Annotated in this window: 13 protein-coding genes and 2 pseudogenes; 3 read left to right on the top strand and 12 right to left on the bottom strand. The window is 41.8% G+C overall.

The genetic code is table 11. From position 1 onward, the window contains the following. Nucleotides 1-851 (top strand): annotated as a pseudogene (locus tag HX743_RS06760) (IS66-like element ISAba25 family transposase); the annotation flags it as partial. A gap of 132 nt (nucleotides 852-983) precedes the next feature. On the opposite strand, the gene sohB reads toward HX743_RS06760, so the two are convergent. From sohB to HX743_RS06800, 8 genes are all read right to left on the bottom strand, one after another. Next, complete coding sequence (sohB, locus tag HX743_RS06765; protein WP_004971667.1) at nucleotides 984-1,946, bottom strand: protease SohB; 963 nt, start codon at nucleotides 1,944-1,946, stop codon at nucleotides 984-986. A gap of 73 nt (nucleotides 1,947-2,019) precedes the next feature. Next, nucleotides 2,020-2,664, bottom strand: a complete 645-nt coding sequence (locus tag HX743_RS06770; protein ID WP_178318826.1) for a hypothetical protein — start codon at nucleotides 2,662-2,664, stop codon at nucleotides 2,020-2,022. A 96-nt stretch (nucleotides 2,665-2,760) separates the two neighbouring features. Then, entirely contained in the window at nucleotides 2,761-3,687 is a 927-nt protein-coding gene (gene pstB / locus HX743_RS06775) for a phosphate ABC transporter ATP-binding protein PstB (RefSeq protein ID WP_004971671.1), read from the bottom strand. Between the two features lie 15 nt (nucleotides 3,688-3,702). After that, entirely contained in the window at nucleotides 3,703-5,091 is a 1,389-nt protein-coding gene (gene pstA, locus HX743_RS06780) for a phosphate ABC transporter permease PstA (protein WP_004971672.1), read from the bottom strand. Beyond that, nucleotides 5,091-6,470 carry a phosphate ABC transporter permease subunit PstC gene (gene pstC, locus HX743_RS06785; RefSeq protein WP_004971674.1) on the bottom strand — a complete coding sequence of 460 codons (1,380 nt, stop codon included), beginning with the start codon at nucleotides 6,468-6,470 and terminating at the stop codon, nucleotides 5,091-5,093. Before pstC ends, pstA begins: the two co-directional genes overlap by 1 nt. 100 nt (nucleotides 6,471-6,570) lie before the next feature. Further along, a complete protein-coding gene (locus HX743_RS06790; protein ID WP_096901088.1) occupies nucleotides 6,571-7,593 on the bottom strand; it encodes a substrate-binding domain-containing protein in 1,023 nt (340 codons plus the stop codon). Between the two features lie 472 nt (nucleotides 7,594-8,065). Further along, nucleotides 8,066-9,598 (bottom strand): aspartate aminotransferase family protein, encoded by a 1,533-nt coding sequence (locus HX743_RS06795; protein ID WP_178318827.1) that lies wholly within the window; start codon nucleotides 9,596-9,598, stop codon nucleotides 8,066-8,068. A 4-nt stretch (nucleotides 9,599-9,602) separates the two neighbouring features. Then, nucleotides 9,603-10,976: a diaminobutyrate--2-oxoglutarate transaminase gene (locus HX743_RS06800; RefSeq protein WP_168418176.1), complete on the bottom strand. Its 1,374-nt coding sequence runs from the start codon at nucleotides 10,974-10,976 to the stop codon at nucleotides 9,603-9,605. 493 nt (nucleotides 10,977-11,469) lie between these two features. Between HX743_RS06800 and HX743_RS06805 the strand changes: the two genes are divergently transcribed. Beyond that, nucleotides 11,470-12,174: an SIMPL domain-containing protein gene (locus HX743_RS06805; RefSeq protein WP_178318828.1), complete on the top strand. Its 705-nt coding sequence runs from the start codon at nucleotides 11,470-11,472 to the stop codon at nucleotides 12,172-12,174. 101 nt (nucleotides 12,175-12,275) lie between these two features. Here HX743_RS06805 and proB read toward each other — a convergent pair whose 3' ends face one another. Both proB and cgtA read right to left on the bottom strand, forming a co-directional pair. Next, nucleotides 12,276-13,409: a glutamate 5-kinase gene (gene proB / locus HX743_RS06810; RefSeq protein WP_168418174.1), complete on the bottom strand. Its 1,134-nt coding sequence runs from the start codon at nucleotides 13,407-13,409 to the stop codon at nucleotides 12,276-12,278. A gap of 27 nt (nucleotides 13,410-13,436) precedes the next feature. Beyond that, nucleotides 13,437-14,651, bottom strand: a complete 1,215-nt coding sequence (gene cgtA, locus HX743_RS06815; RefSeq protein WP_178318829.1) for an Obg family GTPase CgtA — start codon at nucleotides 14,649-14,651, stop codon at nucleotides 13,437-13,439. Between the two features lie 153 nt (nucleotides 14,652-14,804). Between cgtA and HX743_RS16555 the strand changes: the two are divergent. After that, a pseudogene (locus HX743_RS16555) lies at nucleotides 14,805-15,528 on the top strand (MFS transporter); the annotation flags it as partial. Nucleotides 15,529-15,592: 64 nt separating this feature from the next. Here the strand turns inward: HX743_RS16555 and HX743_RS06825 are convergent. Both HX743_RS06825 and HX743_RS06830 read right to left on the bottom strand, forming a co-directional pair. After that, nucleotides 15,593-15,955, bottom strand: coding sequence for a helix-turn-helix domain-containing protein (locus HX743_RS06825; RefSeq protein ID WP_070154171.1), 363 nt, complete (start codon nucleotides 15,953-15,955; stop codon nucleotides 15,593-15,595). A 203-nt stretch (nucleotides 15,956-16,158) separates the two neighbouring features. Next, on the bottom strand, nucleotides 16,159-17,616 hold the full coding sequence (locus HX743_RS06830) for a glyceraldehyde-3-phosphate dehydrogenase (protein ID WP_004971695.1): 1,458 nt from the start codon (nucleotides 17,614-17,616) through the stop codon (nucleotides 16,159-16,161). Nucleotides 17,617-17,843: the final 227 nt, after the last annotated feature.

Here is a 17,843-nt window from a genome sequence, read left to right on the forward strand (position 1 = left end):
CCAATGCCTTAAAAGAGGTGGTGCTGCAACAGCGGGTGCTGCATGCAGATGAAACACCGGTCACCATCATGCGGATGGGTGAGAATAATAAAAAACCGAAGAAAGGTTATGTCTGGGCCTATGCCACTACACAGTACAATCCAGTTCAGGCGGTGATCTATGACTTTCAGGATAGTCGTTCAGGCCAGCATGCTGAAGAGTTCTTGAAAGGCTGGCAGGGTTATCTAGTCTGTGATGATTACAGTGGTTATAAAGCACGTTTTAAATCAGGTCAGGTCATTGAGGTGGGCTGCATGGCGCATGCGCGTCGTAAATTCCATGAACTGCATGTGACCAAAAAAAGTCAGGTCGCTGAACAGGCATTAGTGCTGATTCAGAAACTGTATGCGATAGAAGCAGAGCTCAGGAAAAAGACCGATGGTACAGCGGAAGACCGCCGCGAATACCGACAACAGCATAGTCAACCAGTGATGCAACAACTATATGAATGGCTCAACCAACATCATCTGACAGTGCCATCGAGTTCTCCAACCGCCAAGGCGATCAATTACACTCTGAAGCGTTGGCCAGCTTTAAGCCGCTATCTGGATGATGGCAATCTACCTATTTGCAATAATTGGGTCGAGAATCAGATGCGTCCCTGGGCGTTGGGGCGCAAGAACTGGCTGTTTGCAGGTTCGCTGCGCAGTGGTCAGCGAGCGGCAAACATCATGACTTTAATCCAGTCAGCAAAGCTGAATGGCTTGGATCCGTATGCCTATTTAAGTGATGTGCTGAAAAGGCTGCCGACACATAAAGTGACCCAGATTGAAGAGTTACTGCCACACTGCTGGAAACCTAAATCGAATTAAAAAATAGGTATGGGATTCAGCGGACGCTTACCTTAAATCAAAGACCCTATATTTTTGAATAAAAGTGAATAAAAAAATTGCGCTCAATTGAGCGCAATTTTTAGATAAATTTTAGAAGTTAGATCATCACTATTACAGTTTAGGATCACGGATTTGCAACAAACTGCTGTTGGCTTTGCTTAGGCTATCAACCAGTTTATTCATCACTGCAGGAATCAAACTGTCTGCCATTTGTGCAGCTTGCAAACCCAGTTTTTCACCCAAAGTTGGCTTTTTACGGGTTTGAATCACATAAATATCATGCTGTGGCAACAAACTTAGTAAGTATTCATCTGAGGTTTGTAACTTATCTACCAAGTTTAAATCCAGTGCATCCTGACCATACCAATGCTCACCTGTTGCCACTTTTTCAACATTCAGTTGTGGACGGTATTTTTCGACAAAGTGTTTAAATAGTACATGAGTTTGTTGCAATTCTTCTTCAAACTTAGCCTTGCCTTCTTCGGTATTTTCACCAAACATGGTCACAGTGCGTTTGTATTGACCTGCTGTGTACATCTCAAAATCTATATTTTTTTCTTTGAGCAAGCGATTAAAGTTAGGCACTTGTGCCACTACGCCAATAGAACCCAAAATCGCAAATGGCGCTGACACAATTTCTGAACCAATACATGCCATCATATAGCCACCACTTGCTGCGACTTTATCGACGCAAATCGTGAGATGGAAACCTGCATCACGCAAACGTACCAATTGTGCAGCTGCAAGCCCATAACCATGCACCATACCGCCTGGACTTTCCAAACGTACCACAACACGGTCACGTCCAGCTTTGGCCGTTGCCAAAATTAGGGTGATTTCTTCACGCAATTGCTCTACAGCAGACGCAGCAGTATCACCTTTAAAATCCAACACATAAATTTTTTGATTGTTCTTTTTACGGGCGCGCGCTTCACGTGCCATTTGTTGTGAAAGTTGTAATAGCTCGAGTTTAGATGCCGTGGTTTGCGCAATTTTTTTTCGTTGTTCATTAATTCGCGCATTCAAATGACTAATCCGAATTTCGGCAGGTAGTTTAGGTAAATGAAATAACATAAAAATGAGTTCTCAATTTAATTCGGTTTATTAGGACTACATTAGGTCAATTTCGACTTTTTCAATACTTTTTCTATCTTAAAGCAGCTTCTTTTTGAATCAATCGTAAATATCGTTTAGAAATCTGCCGAACAGCCATTAAACGTACAGCAAACCAAATTTGCCCCTGATAGCAAATCCCAATAATAAGTGCGTTGATCGGCCACCAACCAAACAGTAGAAAACTACCTCTACGCTCATGATCTGAAGGTGCAAGCATTGAATAGAAACACACTAAACCTACGCAGAAACACATTACGCAAAGAAATTCACCTACTGCACTGTGCAAGAACGGTAACTTATTTTTTTGTTGTGCTTTTACATAGCGATAAAACTTAAATTTAGCATTGGCATCGATATAGTCTCGCCAAGCCTGCCGAAAATGGGGATCACTTACTTGCTGCTGTACCCTAAAATAAACAACAAGCACTATCACACCTGAAACTATCACAAATTGATCATACAACCAACGATGATAATTGCTCATATTGGGGCTTTGAGAAGTTGGAAACCACCCATCATGGTTAAAAAACGTTGCCAATAAAATACTCAGCAAAACCAAAAGTGCTGCTATCGTCTCTGCACTATGTTGAAATCCAAACAAGGCATCGATTATTTTTTTCGTGGCTTGGCGTGCTGGTTTTGCCTGTTGTCGTTCTTCTTGTGAAGGAAACTGCATTTTTTATTTTCGCTGCGCGTACAAAACAATCAATACTATAACAAAAAAAACAGAATCCTAAGATTCTGTTTTAATAGCTTTCAGGACTTAAGCAGGTTAACCAAAACGACCTGTAATATACGCTTCAGTTAATTGATGGTCTGGCTGAGTAAATACTTTTTCAGTTGCATTCACTTCAATCAAATCACCCAAATGGAAGTATGCGGTACGGTCAGATACACGCGCTGCCTGTTGCATTGAGTGCGTTACAATCGCAATCGTATATTGAGTAGAAAGTTCAGAAATTAACTCCTCTACTTTAGCCGTTGCAATTGGGTCAAGTGCCGAACATGGTTCATCCATCAAAATTACTTCTGGACTTACCGCAATGGTACGCGCGATACAAAGACGTTGTTGCTGACCACCAGAAAGACCAGTACCCGGTTGATTCAAACGATCTTTCACTTCATCCCACAAACCTGCTTTACGTAAGCTGTTTTCAACAATTTCTTCTAAATCGTACTTATCACGTGCTAAACCATGTAGTTTAGGGCCATAAGCCACGTTTTCAAAAATTGATTTAGGGAATGGGTTTGGCTTCTGGAACACCATGCCCACTTGCGCACGTAATAACACCACGTCAAGGTTCGGGTCATAAATGTCTTGGTTATCCAACATTACTTTACCCGTTACACGACAGCTATCAATCGTGTCGTTCATACGGTTTAAAGTACGCAAGAACGTAGATTTACCACAACCTGATGGACCAATGAAGGCAATCACTTCATTTTCATAGATATTTAAATCAATACCTTTAATCGCTTCAGATTCACCATAATACACATGCACGTCATTGGTACTTAACTTTACATTTGATGATTTCGCTTCTTTTTTGCTTGAAGTTTGCGTATCAAATTGTGAAACAAACGAAGTCGATGATTGCTTCTGTTCTACATCGGTAGATGTAAATTGGCTTTGTTGTGGATTCACTTGCTTATCCTGTTCTAAGGAATTCTGTTTTTCTGTGCTTGCTACAGCATTCATATTCTCTGCCCTCAATTACCAGCGTACTTCAAACTTCTTACGTAACCAAATTGCAAGGCTGTTTAAGCCAATCATTAGCGCAAGTAGTACGATAATGGCTGCAGCGGTACGTCCCTCGAAGAAGTTACGCAATTCATTACCCTGCCATAAGAAAATTTGCACAGGTAACGCAGTAGATTGATCAAGTGGAGTTGCTGGTACACTGGCAACGAAAGCACTCATACCAATTAATAACAATGGTGCGGTTTCACCTAAAGCTTGTGCGACACCAATAATTGCACCCGTTAAAATACCCGGCAATGCAAGTGGGAGTACGTGGTGGAACACTGTTTGTAAACGAGAAGCACCCAAACCTAAAGCAGCTTGACGAATAGACGGTGGCACTGCTTTTAATGATGCACGCGTGGTAATAATCACGGTTGGTAAAGTCATTAAACTCAGTACCAAACCACCGACCAATGGTGCAGACAATGGTAAATGCATCCAACCAATAAAGATCGCAGCACCCAACAAACCAAATACAATAGAAGGTACAGCGGCCAAGTTATTGATGTTCACTTCAATAATATCAGTAATCGCATTTTTTGGCGCAAATTCTTCTAAGTAAATTGCTGATGCAACACCAATTGGAATCGAAATAAAGATCACAATCAGCATCATGAATAATGAACCCATGAATGCACCTGCCAAACCAGAAGTCGCTGGAGAACTACGTGAGTCTGGGCTAACAAAAATATTGGTATTGAAAGTACTTTCAATAATACCTTGTGATTCGAGCTGATCTGCCAATTGACGTACTTCAGGGCTTAATTGTTGCTGCTCATCTGGTAAGCTGCGGTCAATCTTGCCTTCTAACCATACATCAACGTTCGCATCTGCAAGCACTTTCACTTCTTTGGTTTGACCAATTAAAGAAGGATCAGCCAAGACCATGTCACGAATACGGTATGCTTCAGAACTGGTATATAAGTAACCAAGATCATCACGCTTAGCTTCAAGCGCTTTGTCTTTCGCCACAATACCATTCACGATTAAAGCATCCCAATCGACCATACCCATTTCGGTTTGCCACGCAATCATACGGTCTTCGTATTGTGCTGGTGACTCGCCTGCAATCGCCTTAGGTTTTGGACCTGCATTGACAATCGCTGGATCGAAGTAAATTGGAAGGCTCATGCTGCTTTGCCAGAACGCAGGCAAACCTTTAGATAAGATACTGCCGAATAACAATACGACAAAGAATAAACCTGCAATAACTGCCGAGAACCCCATCAAACGGAAGGTTTTTTCCTTACGATGACGCTTACCCAATGAACTGGCGATGGTTTTTTTACGTTGTTCACGTAATTCGGCAGCAGCTTGTGGATCTAACTGATCCAAAGACGATGTATTTGAAGTACTCATTAGTCGTATTGCTCACGATATTTACGCACAATGTATAGTGCAACAATGTTCAAACCTAAGGTAATCACGAACAGGGTCAAACCAAGTGCGAAAGCAACCAATGCCTGCGGACTTGCGAAATCTGTATCACCTGTTAATTGGTTCACAATCGTAATCGTAACCGTAGATACCGCTTCTAATGGGTTTGCGTGTAGTAAAGGACTATTACCTGCAGCCAACACCACAATCATGGTTTCACCAATTGCACGTGATGCAGCAAGTAAGAATGCACCAATCACCCCTGGTAATGCAGCTGGCATCACCACGCGACGAATGGTTTCAGATTTGGTTGCACCTAAGCCTAAAGAACCATCACGCAGCGCACGCGGCACTTGCGTAATAATGTCATCAGACAATGAAGATACAAAAGGAATGATCATAATACCCATCACTAAACCAGCGGTTAATGCACTCGTGGCATTAATATCTAGTCCAATGATTGCACCCGCAGTTTTAAGGAACGGGCCGATGATCATCATGGCAAATACACCGTACACAATGGTCGGAATACCTGCTAAAACTTCAATGGTCGGCTTTGCCCATGCACGGAATTTAGGCGATGCATATTCTGCAAGGTAAATGGCGATCATTAAACCAATAGGTACTGCAACTAATAAAGCAATACCACTCACCATCAATGTACCCCACAGTAATGGAAGTAAACCATAACTGCCATCTGCACTACCCGAGGTGCTAAAACCAGGGTTCCAGACTGTACCAAAGAAGAAATCCAGTGGGCTAACGAAACTAAAGAATCGCATCGCTTCACTGAACATGGACATCACAATACCAACCGTAGTTAGAATCGCAACACCAGAACATAATGCCAAAGAAATGTTGATGATTTTTTCAACTTGGTTACGTGCGCGGAATTGTTGTGAAACACGTTTCTTTGCCCACAGCAAACCAAATAAGGCCGCACAGATCACCACCGCAAGTTTGGCATAAGAACCAATGGTTTCAATTTTCGCTAATTGCTCTGCCGCTGCAACTTCGTATGCAGCAGGTGTATCACTTACACCAAAACCAGATGCAATGGCTTGTACGCGATCAACCAAAACACTTGTACTTGCAGGGTCTAGGCTTGCAGCAATGTGCGCTGGCACATTATTAATTACCACTTGCTCTAGAATACTTGGTTCAACCAAGTTCCAAACAATCAAAATTAAAAAAGCAGGAATACCACACCATAATGCTACCAACGCGCCATAATATCCTGGGCGTGAATGTAACATTGCAGAGTTATTTCCCTTACCTGCTAGGTTACGGCTCTTGCTTAACCCGATTTGATAGGCTACGGCGATAATCGCCAATAACACACCTATGAGTAGCAGATTCATGTATTCTCCACTGTTTTTTCAATTTGTGTTTTTGAAAAAACATTTCTTAGCAAAAAGCCGATGGCAGGTTGTTCCCTGCCATCAGCTGTTTTAACTCAAATTACTTAACCGCTTTACCAGCTTTGAAGTTAGCAAGAACTTGTGCACGCTCTTTGTCAGACATAGAAATTAAGCCTGCTTTGTCTAACTTAGAACCTTTACCAGATACTTTTTTGCTCAAGAAGTATTCAGTAAATTGCGGTAAACCTTTGATTGATTTAAGGTGCTCACCTTTCACGTAGAAGAACAATGGACGTGATACAGGGTAAGAACCATTTAAAATTGTGTTTTCAGATGGCGCTACGTTGTTTACAGTTGCAACACGTAAACGGTCACGGTTTTGGTCATAGAAACCTAAGCCGAATACACCTACTGCGCTTGGAGAAGTTTTCAAACGTGCCAGTGTTTCTGTGTAGTCACCCGCGATTTCGATTACACGACCATCCTTACGGAAAGTAGTACACGCTTTCTTTTGCGCATCTTTGTCTAATGCTTTGATTGCAGCATAAGCTTCACAGCCTGCATCAACCATTTTCTCTTGGAACACTTCACGTGTACCGTGGTTAGACGCTGGAATTACAAGTGTAATAGGCTCGTTTGGAAGTGTTTTGTCAATTTGGTTCCAACGTGTATATGGGTTAGCAACCATTTTACCTTTAGATGGTAATTGAGCTGCAATTGCTGCATATACATGGTAAGGCTTTAATTTGTAAGCCGCTTTGTTTGCGTTAGAAGCAAATACGATACCGTCGTAACCAATTTTAATTTCTAAAACTTGGTTTACGCCTGCTTTTTTACAAGCAGCTAATTCTGAATCTTTAATTTTACGAGATGAGTTCGCGATGTCGATTGTGTTATCACCCACACCTGTACAGAACTGCTTCAAACCACCTGAAGAACCGCCTGAACCAACAACTGGAGTTTTGAATTGTGGGAAAGTATTACCAAATTCTTCTGCTACAATACTTGCGTATGGTAGAACGGTTGAAGAACCCGCGATTTGAATGGTGTCACGAGCTGCGTTAGCAGTTGTTACAGCTGCTGCAGATACGGCTAAAGCAATGGCGATGTTAGTAAAGCGCATTCTGTTCTCTCTCATAGTATGCAAGTTCGGAGTACGTCACTTGTTATTAAGTTTTGTACTTATTTCGATAACTGCATTGTGGTTTTATAATATGACAACCATGTTACAGCTTTGTTACGCTTTGGTTATATTTGCTTTTCGTATCTGAAATAATTTTTAAATGATTTAAAATCAATAACTAATAAAACACTAGAGTGCTTATTTTTTTCAGTATTTAAATTTCAAATTGTAATAATTCATGCCAATGTCATCATTATTTATGGTTTTTTCTACCAAAATTGATGGTTTATTCGCCAATTGCGTAATTTTTATGACATCCGCAGTGCATTATTTGAGCCCAAAACACCCAATCCATCACAAAATTCAAGCAAAATGCTACAACGCTTCACTGGAATATTTTAATCAGGCACAAAAAAAGCCACCGTAGTGACTTCTTTTGTTGTATTTCATAACAATCTGAATTATGAAAGCATTAGTCGATTGGTGGTGTATAAGTACCCGCTACAATCGTATCTTTAATACGATCTGCTTCTGCCAATACCAAGCCCAATAAGTTTTTCACGTTTTCAAGTGTTGCCACTGGACTTAAAGTCGTCATCTTCAATGATTGAAGATTACCGACTTTAGTTACACCAATATTGGCTTCACCACGTGCAAATAACTCATCTGCCACGTTTTGGTTCAAGCTATCCAAGAACTCTGCTGGATAACCTTCAGGCACAACACGGAACAACACTGAAGCAAATTGTGGTTCAACCAACAATTCTAAACCTGCAGTCGCTTTAATATAATCAGCAACGTCACGGGTTAGCTTCACACCATGATCAATCATAGAACCGTAAAGCTCTTCACCTAATGCTTCAATCGTCATCCAAAGTTTCAACGCATCAAAACGACGCGTTGTTTGCAATGACTTAGACACCAAGTTTGGTACGCCATGTTCTTCATCATAAGCAGAGTTCAAATATTCTGCTTCATAGTGCATGAAACGATAGTTCGCTTCATCTTTCAGTAAGAACGCACCGCACGAAATAGTTTGGAAGTAATGCTTATGGAAATCCAGTGTCACAGAATCAGACAGCTCAATACCATCAAGCATGTCACGATGACTGTTAGAAAGAATTAATGCACCACCCCAAGCTGCGTCAATGTGCATCCACGCGCCATATTGATTAGTGATGTCACGAATCTTTTTAAGCGGATCAATCGCGCCTGCATCGGTTGTACCTGCAGTCGCAACCACACACGCAACGATCTTACCTTCAGATTTTAAATGCGCCATGGTTTGCTCAAGTGCAACCACGTCCATTTGTGCATTTTCATTAACAGGTACAGTAACAACCGATTGGAAGCCCATACCCATCATCGCCATGTTCTTTTGCACAGAGAAGTGTGCATTTTCAGAACAAATGACTTTCACATTACGCATTGCATCGCTTGGAATACCATCGCGCTGAACAGACCACGGATTACCGTTTTCATCTTTCCAGTTCTTTGCAATACACGCATCACGCGCCAATAACACACCCATCAAGTTAGACTGCGTACCACCTGAAGTGAACACGCCCGCTTGACCTGCACCATAGCCAACTTTTTGACGTAACCAGTCAATTAGTTGTACTTCCATCAATGAACCTGCAGGGCTTTGATCCCAAGAGTCCATAGACTGGTTGGTTGCGTTAATGAGAACTTCTGCAATTTGGCTTGCCACCATAGTTGGACAATGCAAATGTGCCAAAGAATGTGGATGATGAACTTTTAAACTTTTGTTTAAGAAAAGCTCAACCATGCGTTCCAATGACTTTTGTACACCCAAACCTTGTTTTGCAGGCTGGAAAGAAATCGCTTCACGCAATTCTTTAATGCTGCCGCCTGTGTACATTTTGTCATTTTGCAACCATGCCGCGACTGCTTGAGTCGCTTGTTCCATTGCTGCACTGTAGTCAGCAATGGATTGAGCATCATTGCAGAGTAACGCTTTACGATGTTCTGCAAAATCTACCATAAACTTATGCGCCTCGAACTGCGACTAACGCTTCAGCAACTGCTTTCTTGAAGCGAGCGATGACTTCTACACACTCTTCTTGAGTAATGATGAGTGGACAAAGTAAACGGATTACCGTACCACCACGACCACCTTTCTCAAGCAACAATTTGTTGTCAAAACATGCAGCTTGAACAGCAGCAGCCAATTGAGAGTCTGCTGGATAAGCACCTAAACGGTCTTTTTCTTGGCGTTCATCTACAATTTCAATACCAATCATTAAACCGCGACCACGAACATTACCAATACATGGGAATTCAACCGCTAATTTTTTCAATTCAGCCTGAAGGAACTCACCACGCTCTTGTGCGTTTTGTGCCAAGTTTTGTTCTTTAATGGTTTTAAGTACAACAAGACCTGTACCCATTGCCAATTGGTTACCACGGAAAGTACCCGTATGACCTGCTGGCTGCCATGCGTCGAACTTACGTTTAATGGCAAGTACAGCTAATGGTAAACCACCACCAACAGCTTTAGACATAACAATCACGTCTGGCTCAATACCTGCATGTTCAAATGCAAACATTTTGCCTGAACGTGCAAAGCCCGCTTGTACTTCGTCTAGAATTAAAACGATGTTGTGCTTTTCAGTCACTTCACGGATTTTCTTCAACCATTTTACTGGTGCAGTCACAACACCGCCTTCACCCTGAATTGCTTCAAGAATTACAGCTGCAGGCTTAGTGACACCGCTTTCTACATCTTCAATAAAGTTTTCAAAATAATACGTTAAAGCATCTACACCCGCTTCGCCACCAATGCCAAGTGGGCAACGGTATTCATGCGGATACGGCATAAATTGAACACCAGGCATTAAACCATTTACTGCATTTTTTGCAGACAGGTTACCTGTCATGGCCAATGAGCCATGTGTCATACCATGATAGCCACCTGAGAAACTAATAACTGAGCTACGACCTGTGTAGGTTTTTGCCAGTTTAATTGCAGCCTCAGTGCCATCTGCACCTGTAGGACCACAGAATTGTAAGCAGTACTCTTCTTGGCCGCCAGGCATGTGTGAAAGCAACGCTTCAGTAAAAGCATCTTTCAAAGGTGTCGTTAAATCTAGGGTGTGTAATGGCAAACCACTCGCTAAAGTGTCTTGGATGCTTTGAACCACCGCAGGATGGTTATGACCCAATGCCAAGGTCCCTGCCCCAGCCAAACAATCTAGGTACTCAGTACCTTCAACATCGGTAACCCAACAACCCAGTGCTTTCGCTATCGCTAACGGTAATTTACGAGGATAACTACGCACATTCGATTCCATCTGACTTTGGCGAGTCAAGTAGTATTCGTTTGTGGAATGGTTGGCAGGGTTTACAGAAGTAACGCTCATATCGAATTACCATCTCTGATATGGGTTGAAAGAAATAAGTCTGGTGACTTGCGGTCCTTTGACTCGGTGCTTTTTTGATCTAGCGAGATAGAGTTTTGTTCTTCAAGACTAGGAAGCGGGATAATACCTAATTTTTCTAGAAAATAAACAGGTTTAACCCAAATATTGCCTAATTTCATCGAAAAAACATATCTTGCAGATGATTCGATTGAATTATCATCTTACATTATGACAAAGGAAAGAAAAATTAACTCTTTCCTATTCCTTTATACTTTCTTTTGAGCAATCTCTCAAGCTGTGCAGCATTTATTTTCAAAATAGTATAGATCATTATTTTTATTGAATTTTATAAACCTGAATTTACTGCAATTTTATAGCGAAATTTTACAAAGCCACCACAATTTCGACTAAAAATCCTCACAAAGCAAAGTTACTATTTAAAGCAGACAAATCAACTTCAAACTTTCCGATAATTTGAACAATAGGTCAGAATATGCGCTTACTTTCTCTCGTTGCTACGCTCTTGGCTGCTGGTGCTGCCAGTACGGTATTTGCACAGCAAAATGAATCACTGAATTACAATATCGTCAATGTACAAGCTGAGGCTTCACGCGAAGTTTCAAATGATCAAATGCATGCAGTACTGTATATTGAAAAAAGTCACAAACAACCTGCAGAGTTGGCTTCGCAAATCAATCAGTTAATGAGCCAAGCTATTGCAACTGCACGTAAATATCCACAAGTGAAGGTAGAAACAGGTTCACAAACCACTTATCCAATTTACGACAATGACAGCCGTAAGTTAAAAGAATGGCGTGGTCGTGCCGAAGTGCGCGTGCAAAGCACCGACTTTAAAGCCGCAAGCCAATTGGTGAGTGAGCTACAACAAAACTTCCAAACCCAATCAATTAACTTTAGCGTGTCGGATGCACAACGCAAAAAAGTTGAAAACGAGTTGATGGTCGAAGCGTCTAAAAACTTTCAACAACGTGCGCAAATGTTAAGTCAGGCTTGGAATAAATCGGGCTATAACTTGGTTAATTTGAACCTAAACACCAATTCTTATTTTCCGCAGCCTGTTATGCGCGCAAGCATGGCAAAATTTGCAGTCGCAGAAACGGCTGTAGCTGATCAAGATATGGCAGCAGGTGAATCTAAAATTACAGTCAATGCGAATGGAACGATTCAGTTTAAATAAACCTGAAGCATGACATGAATTGCTTAAGTAATAAAAAACCGCTTGGATATTCCAAGCGGTTTTTTTTGATAACTTCAATTGAATGATAACTTACAGCATCATCAATAAATCGCCATGTGATTGCGGTGAATCATCTCCAACGAACGTGCCTCGCCTAACACCTGATGCACTTTGTCAGAAGCCAAGCCTTTGACCAAGTCAGCTGAACGCGAACTAAAATTAACACGTCCAACTGCCACACGATGGCCTTGCGTATCTACACATTCCACCACATCACCACGGTCAAAATGCCCTTCTACGGCTTTTACACCCACAGGCAATAAACTGCGATGATTTTCTTTAATGGCTTTGACTGCACCATCATCAATAACCAAACGTCCTGCTGTTTGTAAATGTGCTGCCAACCATTGTTGATGTGCGGCAATACGGTCATTATCGGTAATAAATAAAGTACCCAACAATTCGCCCGCCATTAAACGCGCAAGTACGTTGTCACTTTCACCACTGGCAATCAACGTCGGACAGCCCGATTTAGCCGCTAAACGTGCCGCACGAACTTTAGTCAGCATACCGCCACGCCCAAACTTACCGCCACCACCTGCCATATCGAACAAGCTTTCATCCAAAGCACGTACGGTATGGAATAGTTTTGCATTTGGGTTAGAACGTGGGTCAGAGTCAAACATGCCTTGCTGATCAGTCAAAATGATCAGTAAGTCTGCATGCACTTGCCCTGCCACCATTGCAGCCAAGGTGTCGTTATCACCAAAACGAATTTCATCGGTAGAGACCGTGTCATTTTCATTAATGACAGGAATCACCCGCCATTCAATCAGGTTTTGCAAAGCATCACATGAGTTTAAATAGCGACGACGATCCGCCAGATCATCATGCGTTAAAAGTACTTGTGCCGTTTGAATTTGGTGTTTTTCCAGCACACTTGACCAAGTCTGAATTAGTCCCATTTGACCAATGGCAGCGCATGCCTGAAGACTGGGTAGATCAGTGGGTCGATGCTCTAGTTTCATTCGCACCATACCTTCAGCCACAGCTCCCGATGACACCAAAATAATTTCGTGTCCTGCATTGTGTAGATCTGCAATTTGTCCCGCCCAATGCGAGATCGCATCTAAATCTAAACCTTGCCCATTGGCTGTGAGTAAAGATGATCCGATTTTAACAACGATTCGTTTACAACCCTTGAGCTGACGTTGCCCATCTACCACTTCTATCATCTTGTCCTCAGTCACTTTTTGTAGCGCTTAGCGTACGTAGTACACTTCTACTTCGCCATCTTCACCATCATCGTCTTCGTCATCATCGCCCAGCATACCTGCAAGACGTTGCTGACGGCGCATCTCACGATACGCTTCTTTCGCGGCAATGGTTTGTTCACGTGTTTCAGCTTCCAGCTGATCACGGAATGCTTTCATTTCTGCTGCGTACTCAGGATCTTCAACTTCGCGTTCGCGTTGTTGCTCAATTTGATCCATCAGGTAATAAACCACTTGCTGAGTACCTTCAGACATTAAGCCTGAAGTTTTAAATACAGGGCCGTCCCACTGCAATTCTTCCAGAATGTGTTTACACCACTCTTCGCGTGAATCTTCAGGAATTTGATCCAGTTTATTTAACACCAACACCATTGGCAATTTAGCCAAAGTTGGAGAGAATTTTTTCAATTCTTCCATAATGGCTTTGGCATTATACGCTGGGTCAGAGCCATCAATAGGCTGAACATCTACAATGTGTAGCAAAATACGGGTACGTGCCAAGTGTTTCAAAAAACGAATACCAAGGCCTGCACCTTCAGCCGCACCTTCAATTAGCCCTGGAATATCTGCCATGACAAAAGAACGATGACGATCTGCATCCACCACGCCTAAATTTGGCACCATGGTGGTAAATGGATAGTCAGCAACTTTTGGTTTTGCCGCAGACACGGCACGAATAAAGGTCGATTTACCCGCGTTTGGCATGCCTAGCAAGCCTACATCGGCAAGGACTTTCAACTCCAAACGGATTTCACGGAATTCACCTTTGGTACCATGCGTGAATTTACGCGGTGTTCGGTTGGTAGATGATTTAAAGTGAGTATTCCCTAAACCACCATCACCGCCTTGAGCGACCAATACTTTCTGACCGCTTTCGACTAAATCTGCAATAATATCGCCAGAGTCTGTATCTACAATGGTTGTGCCCACTGGAACGGTCAAAACGACAGATTCACCGCCACGACCTGCACAGTTTGCGCCCGACCCGTTTTTACCACGTTCAGCCCGAAATTTACGGGTATAACGATAATCTACAAGGGTGCTTGCGTTGTCGTCGGCTTGAATAAAAATGCTACCGCCACGACCACCATCACCGCCATCTGGTCCACCAAATGGTACAAATTTCTCTCGGCGAAAACTGGCTACGCCATTGCCACCGTCGCCAGCCTCTACGGTAATGACTGCTTCATCAACAAAGCGCATCTTGCCAATCCTCTAAAAACTTTAAAAGCCGTATATTCTGCCATATTTTAGAAAATTTCTCGAATTATATTTATGCAATCGTATACAGAACTACTTTTTATCCTTGATTGTTCATAACACTCATTGCTTTTAGCAATGAGAAGTTCATTTTTTTCTTATGCGGGTTTTGTATCGACCTATTGATCTTGGGAAGCAGTCTATTTCAGTAGCGGCATCATGACCCTACTTTTTGCAGGCTTGTTATGGACAAAACTTCCATCTACGACTGTCAACACAGACTAGACTATAGCAGGCATTTATCGTTCTTTAATTCAATTGGCTCTGACTCAGCCATATTTAATTCATAGCGTGCGCAGGCGCTTTGGGCTTTGCCATTTTGTCCTTGGTTTTTACTTCCATGACTTTTGTTTATGTCATTCTGCCTTGTTGTTTTAGTGATTTCTCAAATTAGGCTTTTGGGTTTATTGGGTGGCAGCGGAATTTTCTCGTCAAGTGGGTCTGTTTAGACGGTGGGCAAAAGGCGTGAAATTGTGTCGCAATGTTATGTATTGGCTTGATGTTGTTTTCTTGCATTCCACTTTTTGCACAGCAGAATATCGTGGCCTATGCCGTTGGCGTGTTGATGAGTTATTTTGGTCTAACTGCTTTTCACGTATTAAATCATAACTTAGTGTACCGAATTGATGCCACCGCACGTTCCCGCATCAATGCGGTATAGATGACCATTTATTTTTCAGGTGCGGCACTTGGTTCATTGACGGCGCTCTACACATGGCATTAGGGGGGCTGAATGGATGATTTTGCCAGTATATTGTTGTTTGCCTTAAGGATTTTACTGATTGATCGTTATGATTTTTCACATCGACGCACTATTTAATCATCCAGAATGTGCTTTGGAGTAGGAACATCTACAGCGACTTCCCTAAAAGATGAGTAATCCATTAGTGAGAAGATTGCTGTGAAGTTTCAGGCAAATGCTGTTCTAAATACTCAATCAGTTGATTCACTCTTGCTGCAATTTGTGAGCCTTCAAAAGTGAGCTGATATTCCACTTTAGGTGGTACGGTTGGATAGACAGTGCGTAAAATCAAACCATCTTGTTCTAAAGTTTTCAGGGTTTGAGCCAACATTTTTTCACTCACTCCTTCAATGCGCTGTCTTAACTCACTAAAACGGTGTAAACCCTCGCTTAAACAATGTAACACCAACATTGACCATTTGTTGGCTAGATGCTCCAAACGAACCCGAGATGGACAATCTTTAGCAAGGACTTGTCCAAGTATGTGACTAGTGGCGTATTGCATAACGGTATCCTTCTTTTATTTCTATTGTTTAGGCTTTGAAAGCTTGAAAGCAAAATAAAACTTACTTTTTAGCATAGACTTTATTTTAGTAAGTTTATAATAGCGTATTCGGTGAAAATTTCAACACTCACTCTTATATTAGATGATGAATTAAAGCGCATAAAAAAGAGCCTCAAATGAGGCTCTTTTTTTGCTTTCACAAATTATGCATTTGTTTCAGCAGGAACTTTAGGATAGCTTACGCCGCCCATTTGTTCAGCAATACGCAGTACTTGGCAGCTATAACCCACTTCGTTGTCATACCAAACGTAAGCAGTTAAACGGTTGCCTGAAGTGATGGTTGCTTGCGCATCAAACACACCTGCAGTACGCGAACCAATGAAGTCACTTGAAACCACTTCAGTCGAGTTGGTATAACCAATTTGACCTTGAAGATTAGAGTGAATTGAAATTTGACGAATATATTCGTTCACTTCTTCACGATCTACTTCTTTCTCTAGCGTTAAGTTCAAGATTGCAAGTGATACGTTTGGCGTTGGAACACGTACAGAGTTACCTGTTAATTTACCTTGTAATGCAGGCAATGCTTTCGCAACTGCTTTCGCTGCACCTGTTTCGGTAATAACCATGTTCAATGTTGCTGCGCGACCACGACGATCAGCCTTGTGATAGTTATCAATCAAGTTTTGGTCGTTAGTGAATGAGTGAACAGTTTCAACGTGACCATTCACAACAGTGTACTTGTCATGCAACACTTTTAAAGTTGGTGTAATTGCGTTTGTTGTACAGCTTGCTGCAGAAATAATGGTATCTTCATCAAGAATGTCTGCTTGGTTAACACCGTACACCACGTTTTTCATGTCACCTTTACCAGGTGCAGTTAAAATTACGCGTGCAGCACCTGGGCATTGAAGGTGTTGTGCAAGACCTTCTGCATCACGCCATTTACCAGTGTTGTCAATCACCAATGCATTGTTGATGCCATAAGCCGTATAGTCTACTTCAGATGGGTTAGACGCATAGATCACTTTAATGAAGTTACCATTTGCAATAATGGCTTCATTTTCTTCATCTACAGAAATCGTGCCTGCAAATGGACCGTGAATAGAGTCACGACGCAATAAAGACGCACGTTTTTCTAAATCACCATCAGACGATTTACGTACCACAATTGCTTTAAGGTTTAAACCACGACCAAGACCAGATTGACCAATGATTAAACGCGCAAGGATACGACCAATACGACCAAAACCGTAAAGTACAACATCTTTGCTTTCTACAGTTGTTGGATTGCCCGCTAAAGATTTCACAGCGTCTGCAACAAATGCATTTACATCGCCGCCTTTTTCTTTATATTCAACAGCAAGTTTACCTAAGTCGATTTCTGCTGAACCGATGTTGTCTACTTTAGCCAAAGCTTCAAGCAATGGGAAAGTGTGAACAACTGAAAGTTCTACGTCCATCATACGAGTACGACGGTGTGCTTTCAAAATTTGAATCACAGAACGGTTAACTAAAGAACGACCAAAAACTGAAACCATGATATTTTTTTCACGGTACAACTGACCGAGTAAAGCAATCATACGTTCCGCGATTTCTTCACGGTTTTTCCAGCGACCTTGGTGCTCTGCGTGTAGGGCGATGATAGTCTCTTTGCTCACAGATACGTCCTCTAATTAATTGTATATCTAGGCATGAATTTCAAAACCCGATAATTGTAATGGAATTGTCGTCAAGATTGAATCAAAAGCTGGTACTGACCCGAATATTTTCCTATATATTCACTATAAATTCATAAAATAGTGGTAATTATTTTTGTGATTTTAGTTTTTTCAACAAAAGTTCAATTTTTTAGACGAAAAGAAGGATGATGCCAAACCTCATTATC

The sequence above is a fragment of the Acinetobacter sp. Swhac1 genome (genome assembly GCF_013390985.1).
Lineage (GTDB): Bacteria > Pseudomonadota > Gammaproteobacteria > Pseudomonadales > Moraxellaceae > Acinetobacter > Acinetobacter towneri.

Excerpts from the sequence above, each read along its gene's own strand:
- HX743_RS06795 (WP_178318827.1), bottom strand. The coding sequence starts at position 9,598 with ATGGTAGATTTTGCAGAACATCGTAAAGCGTTACTCTGCAATGATGCT.
- HX743_RS06800 (WP_168418176.1), bottom strand. The coding sequence starts at position 10,976 with ATGAGCGTTACTTCTGTAAACCCTGCCAACCATTCCACAAACGAATAC.
- HX743_RS06805 (WP_178318828.1), top strand. The coding sequence starts at position 11,470 with ATGCGCTTACTTTCTCTCGTTGCTACGCTCTTGGCTGCTGGTGCTGCC.
- HX743_RS06825 (WP_070154171.1), bottom strand. The coding sequence starts at position 15,955 with ATGCAATACGCCACTAGTCACATACTTGGACAAGTCCTTGCTAAAGAT.
- sohB (WP_004971667.1), bottom strand. The coding sequence starts at position 1,946 with ATGTTATTTCATTTACCTAAACTACCTGCCGAAATTCGGATTAGTCAT.
- pstC (WP_004971674.1), bottom strand. The coding sequence starts at position 6,470 with ATGAATCTGCTACTCATAGGTGTGTTATTGGCGATTATCGCCGTAGCC.
- pstB (WP_004971671.1), bottom strand. The coding sequence starts at position 3,687 with ATGAATGCTGTAGCAAGCACAGAAAAACAGAATTCCTTAGAACAGGAT.
- pstA (WP_004971672.1), bottom strand. The coding sequence starts at position 5,091 with ATGAGTACTTCAAATACATCGTCTTTGGATCAGTTAGATCCACAAGCT.
- proB (WP_168418174.1), bottom strand. The coding sequence starts at position 13,409 with ATGATAGAAGTGGTAGATGGGCAACGTCAGCTCAAGGGTTGTAAACGA.
- HX743_RS06790 (WP_096901088.1), bottom strand. The coding sequence starts at position 7,593 with ATGCGCTTTACTAACATCGCCATTGCTTTAGCCGTATCTGCAGCAGCT.
- cgtA (WP_178318829.1), bottom strand. The coding sequence starts at position 14,651 with ATGCGCTTTGTTGATGAAGCAGTCATTACCGTAGAGGCTGGCGACGGT.
- HX743_RS06770 (WP_178318826.1), bottom strand. The coding sequence starts at position 2,664 with ATGCAGTTTCCTTCACAAGAAGAACGACAACAGGCAAAACCAGCACGC.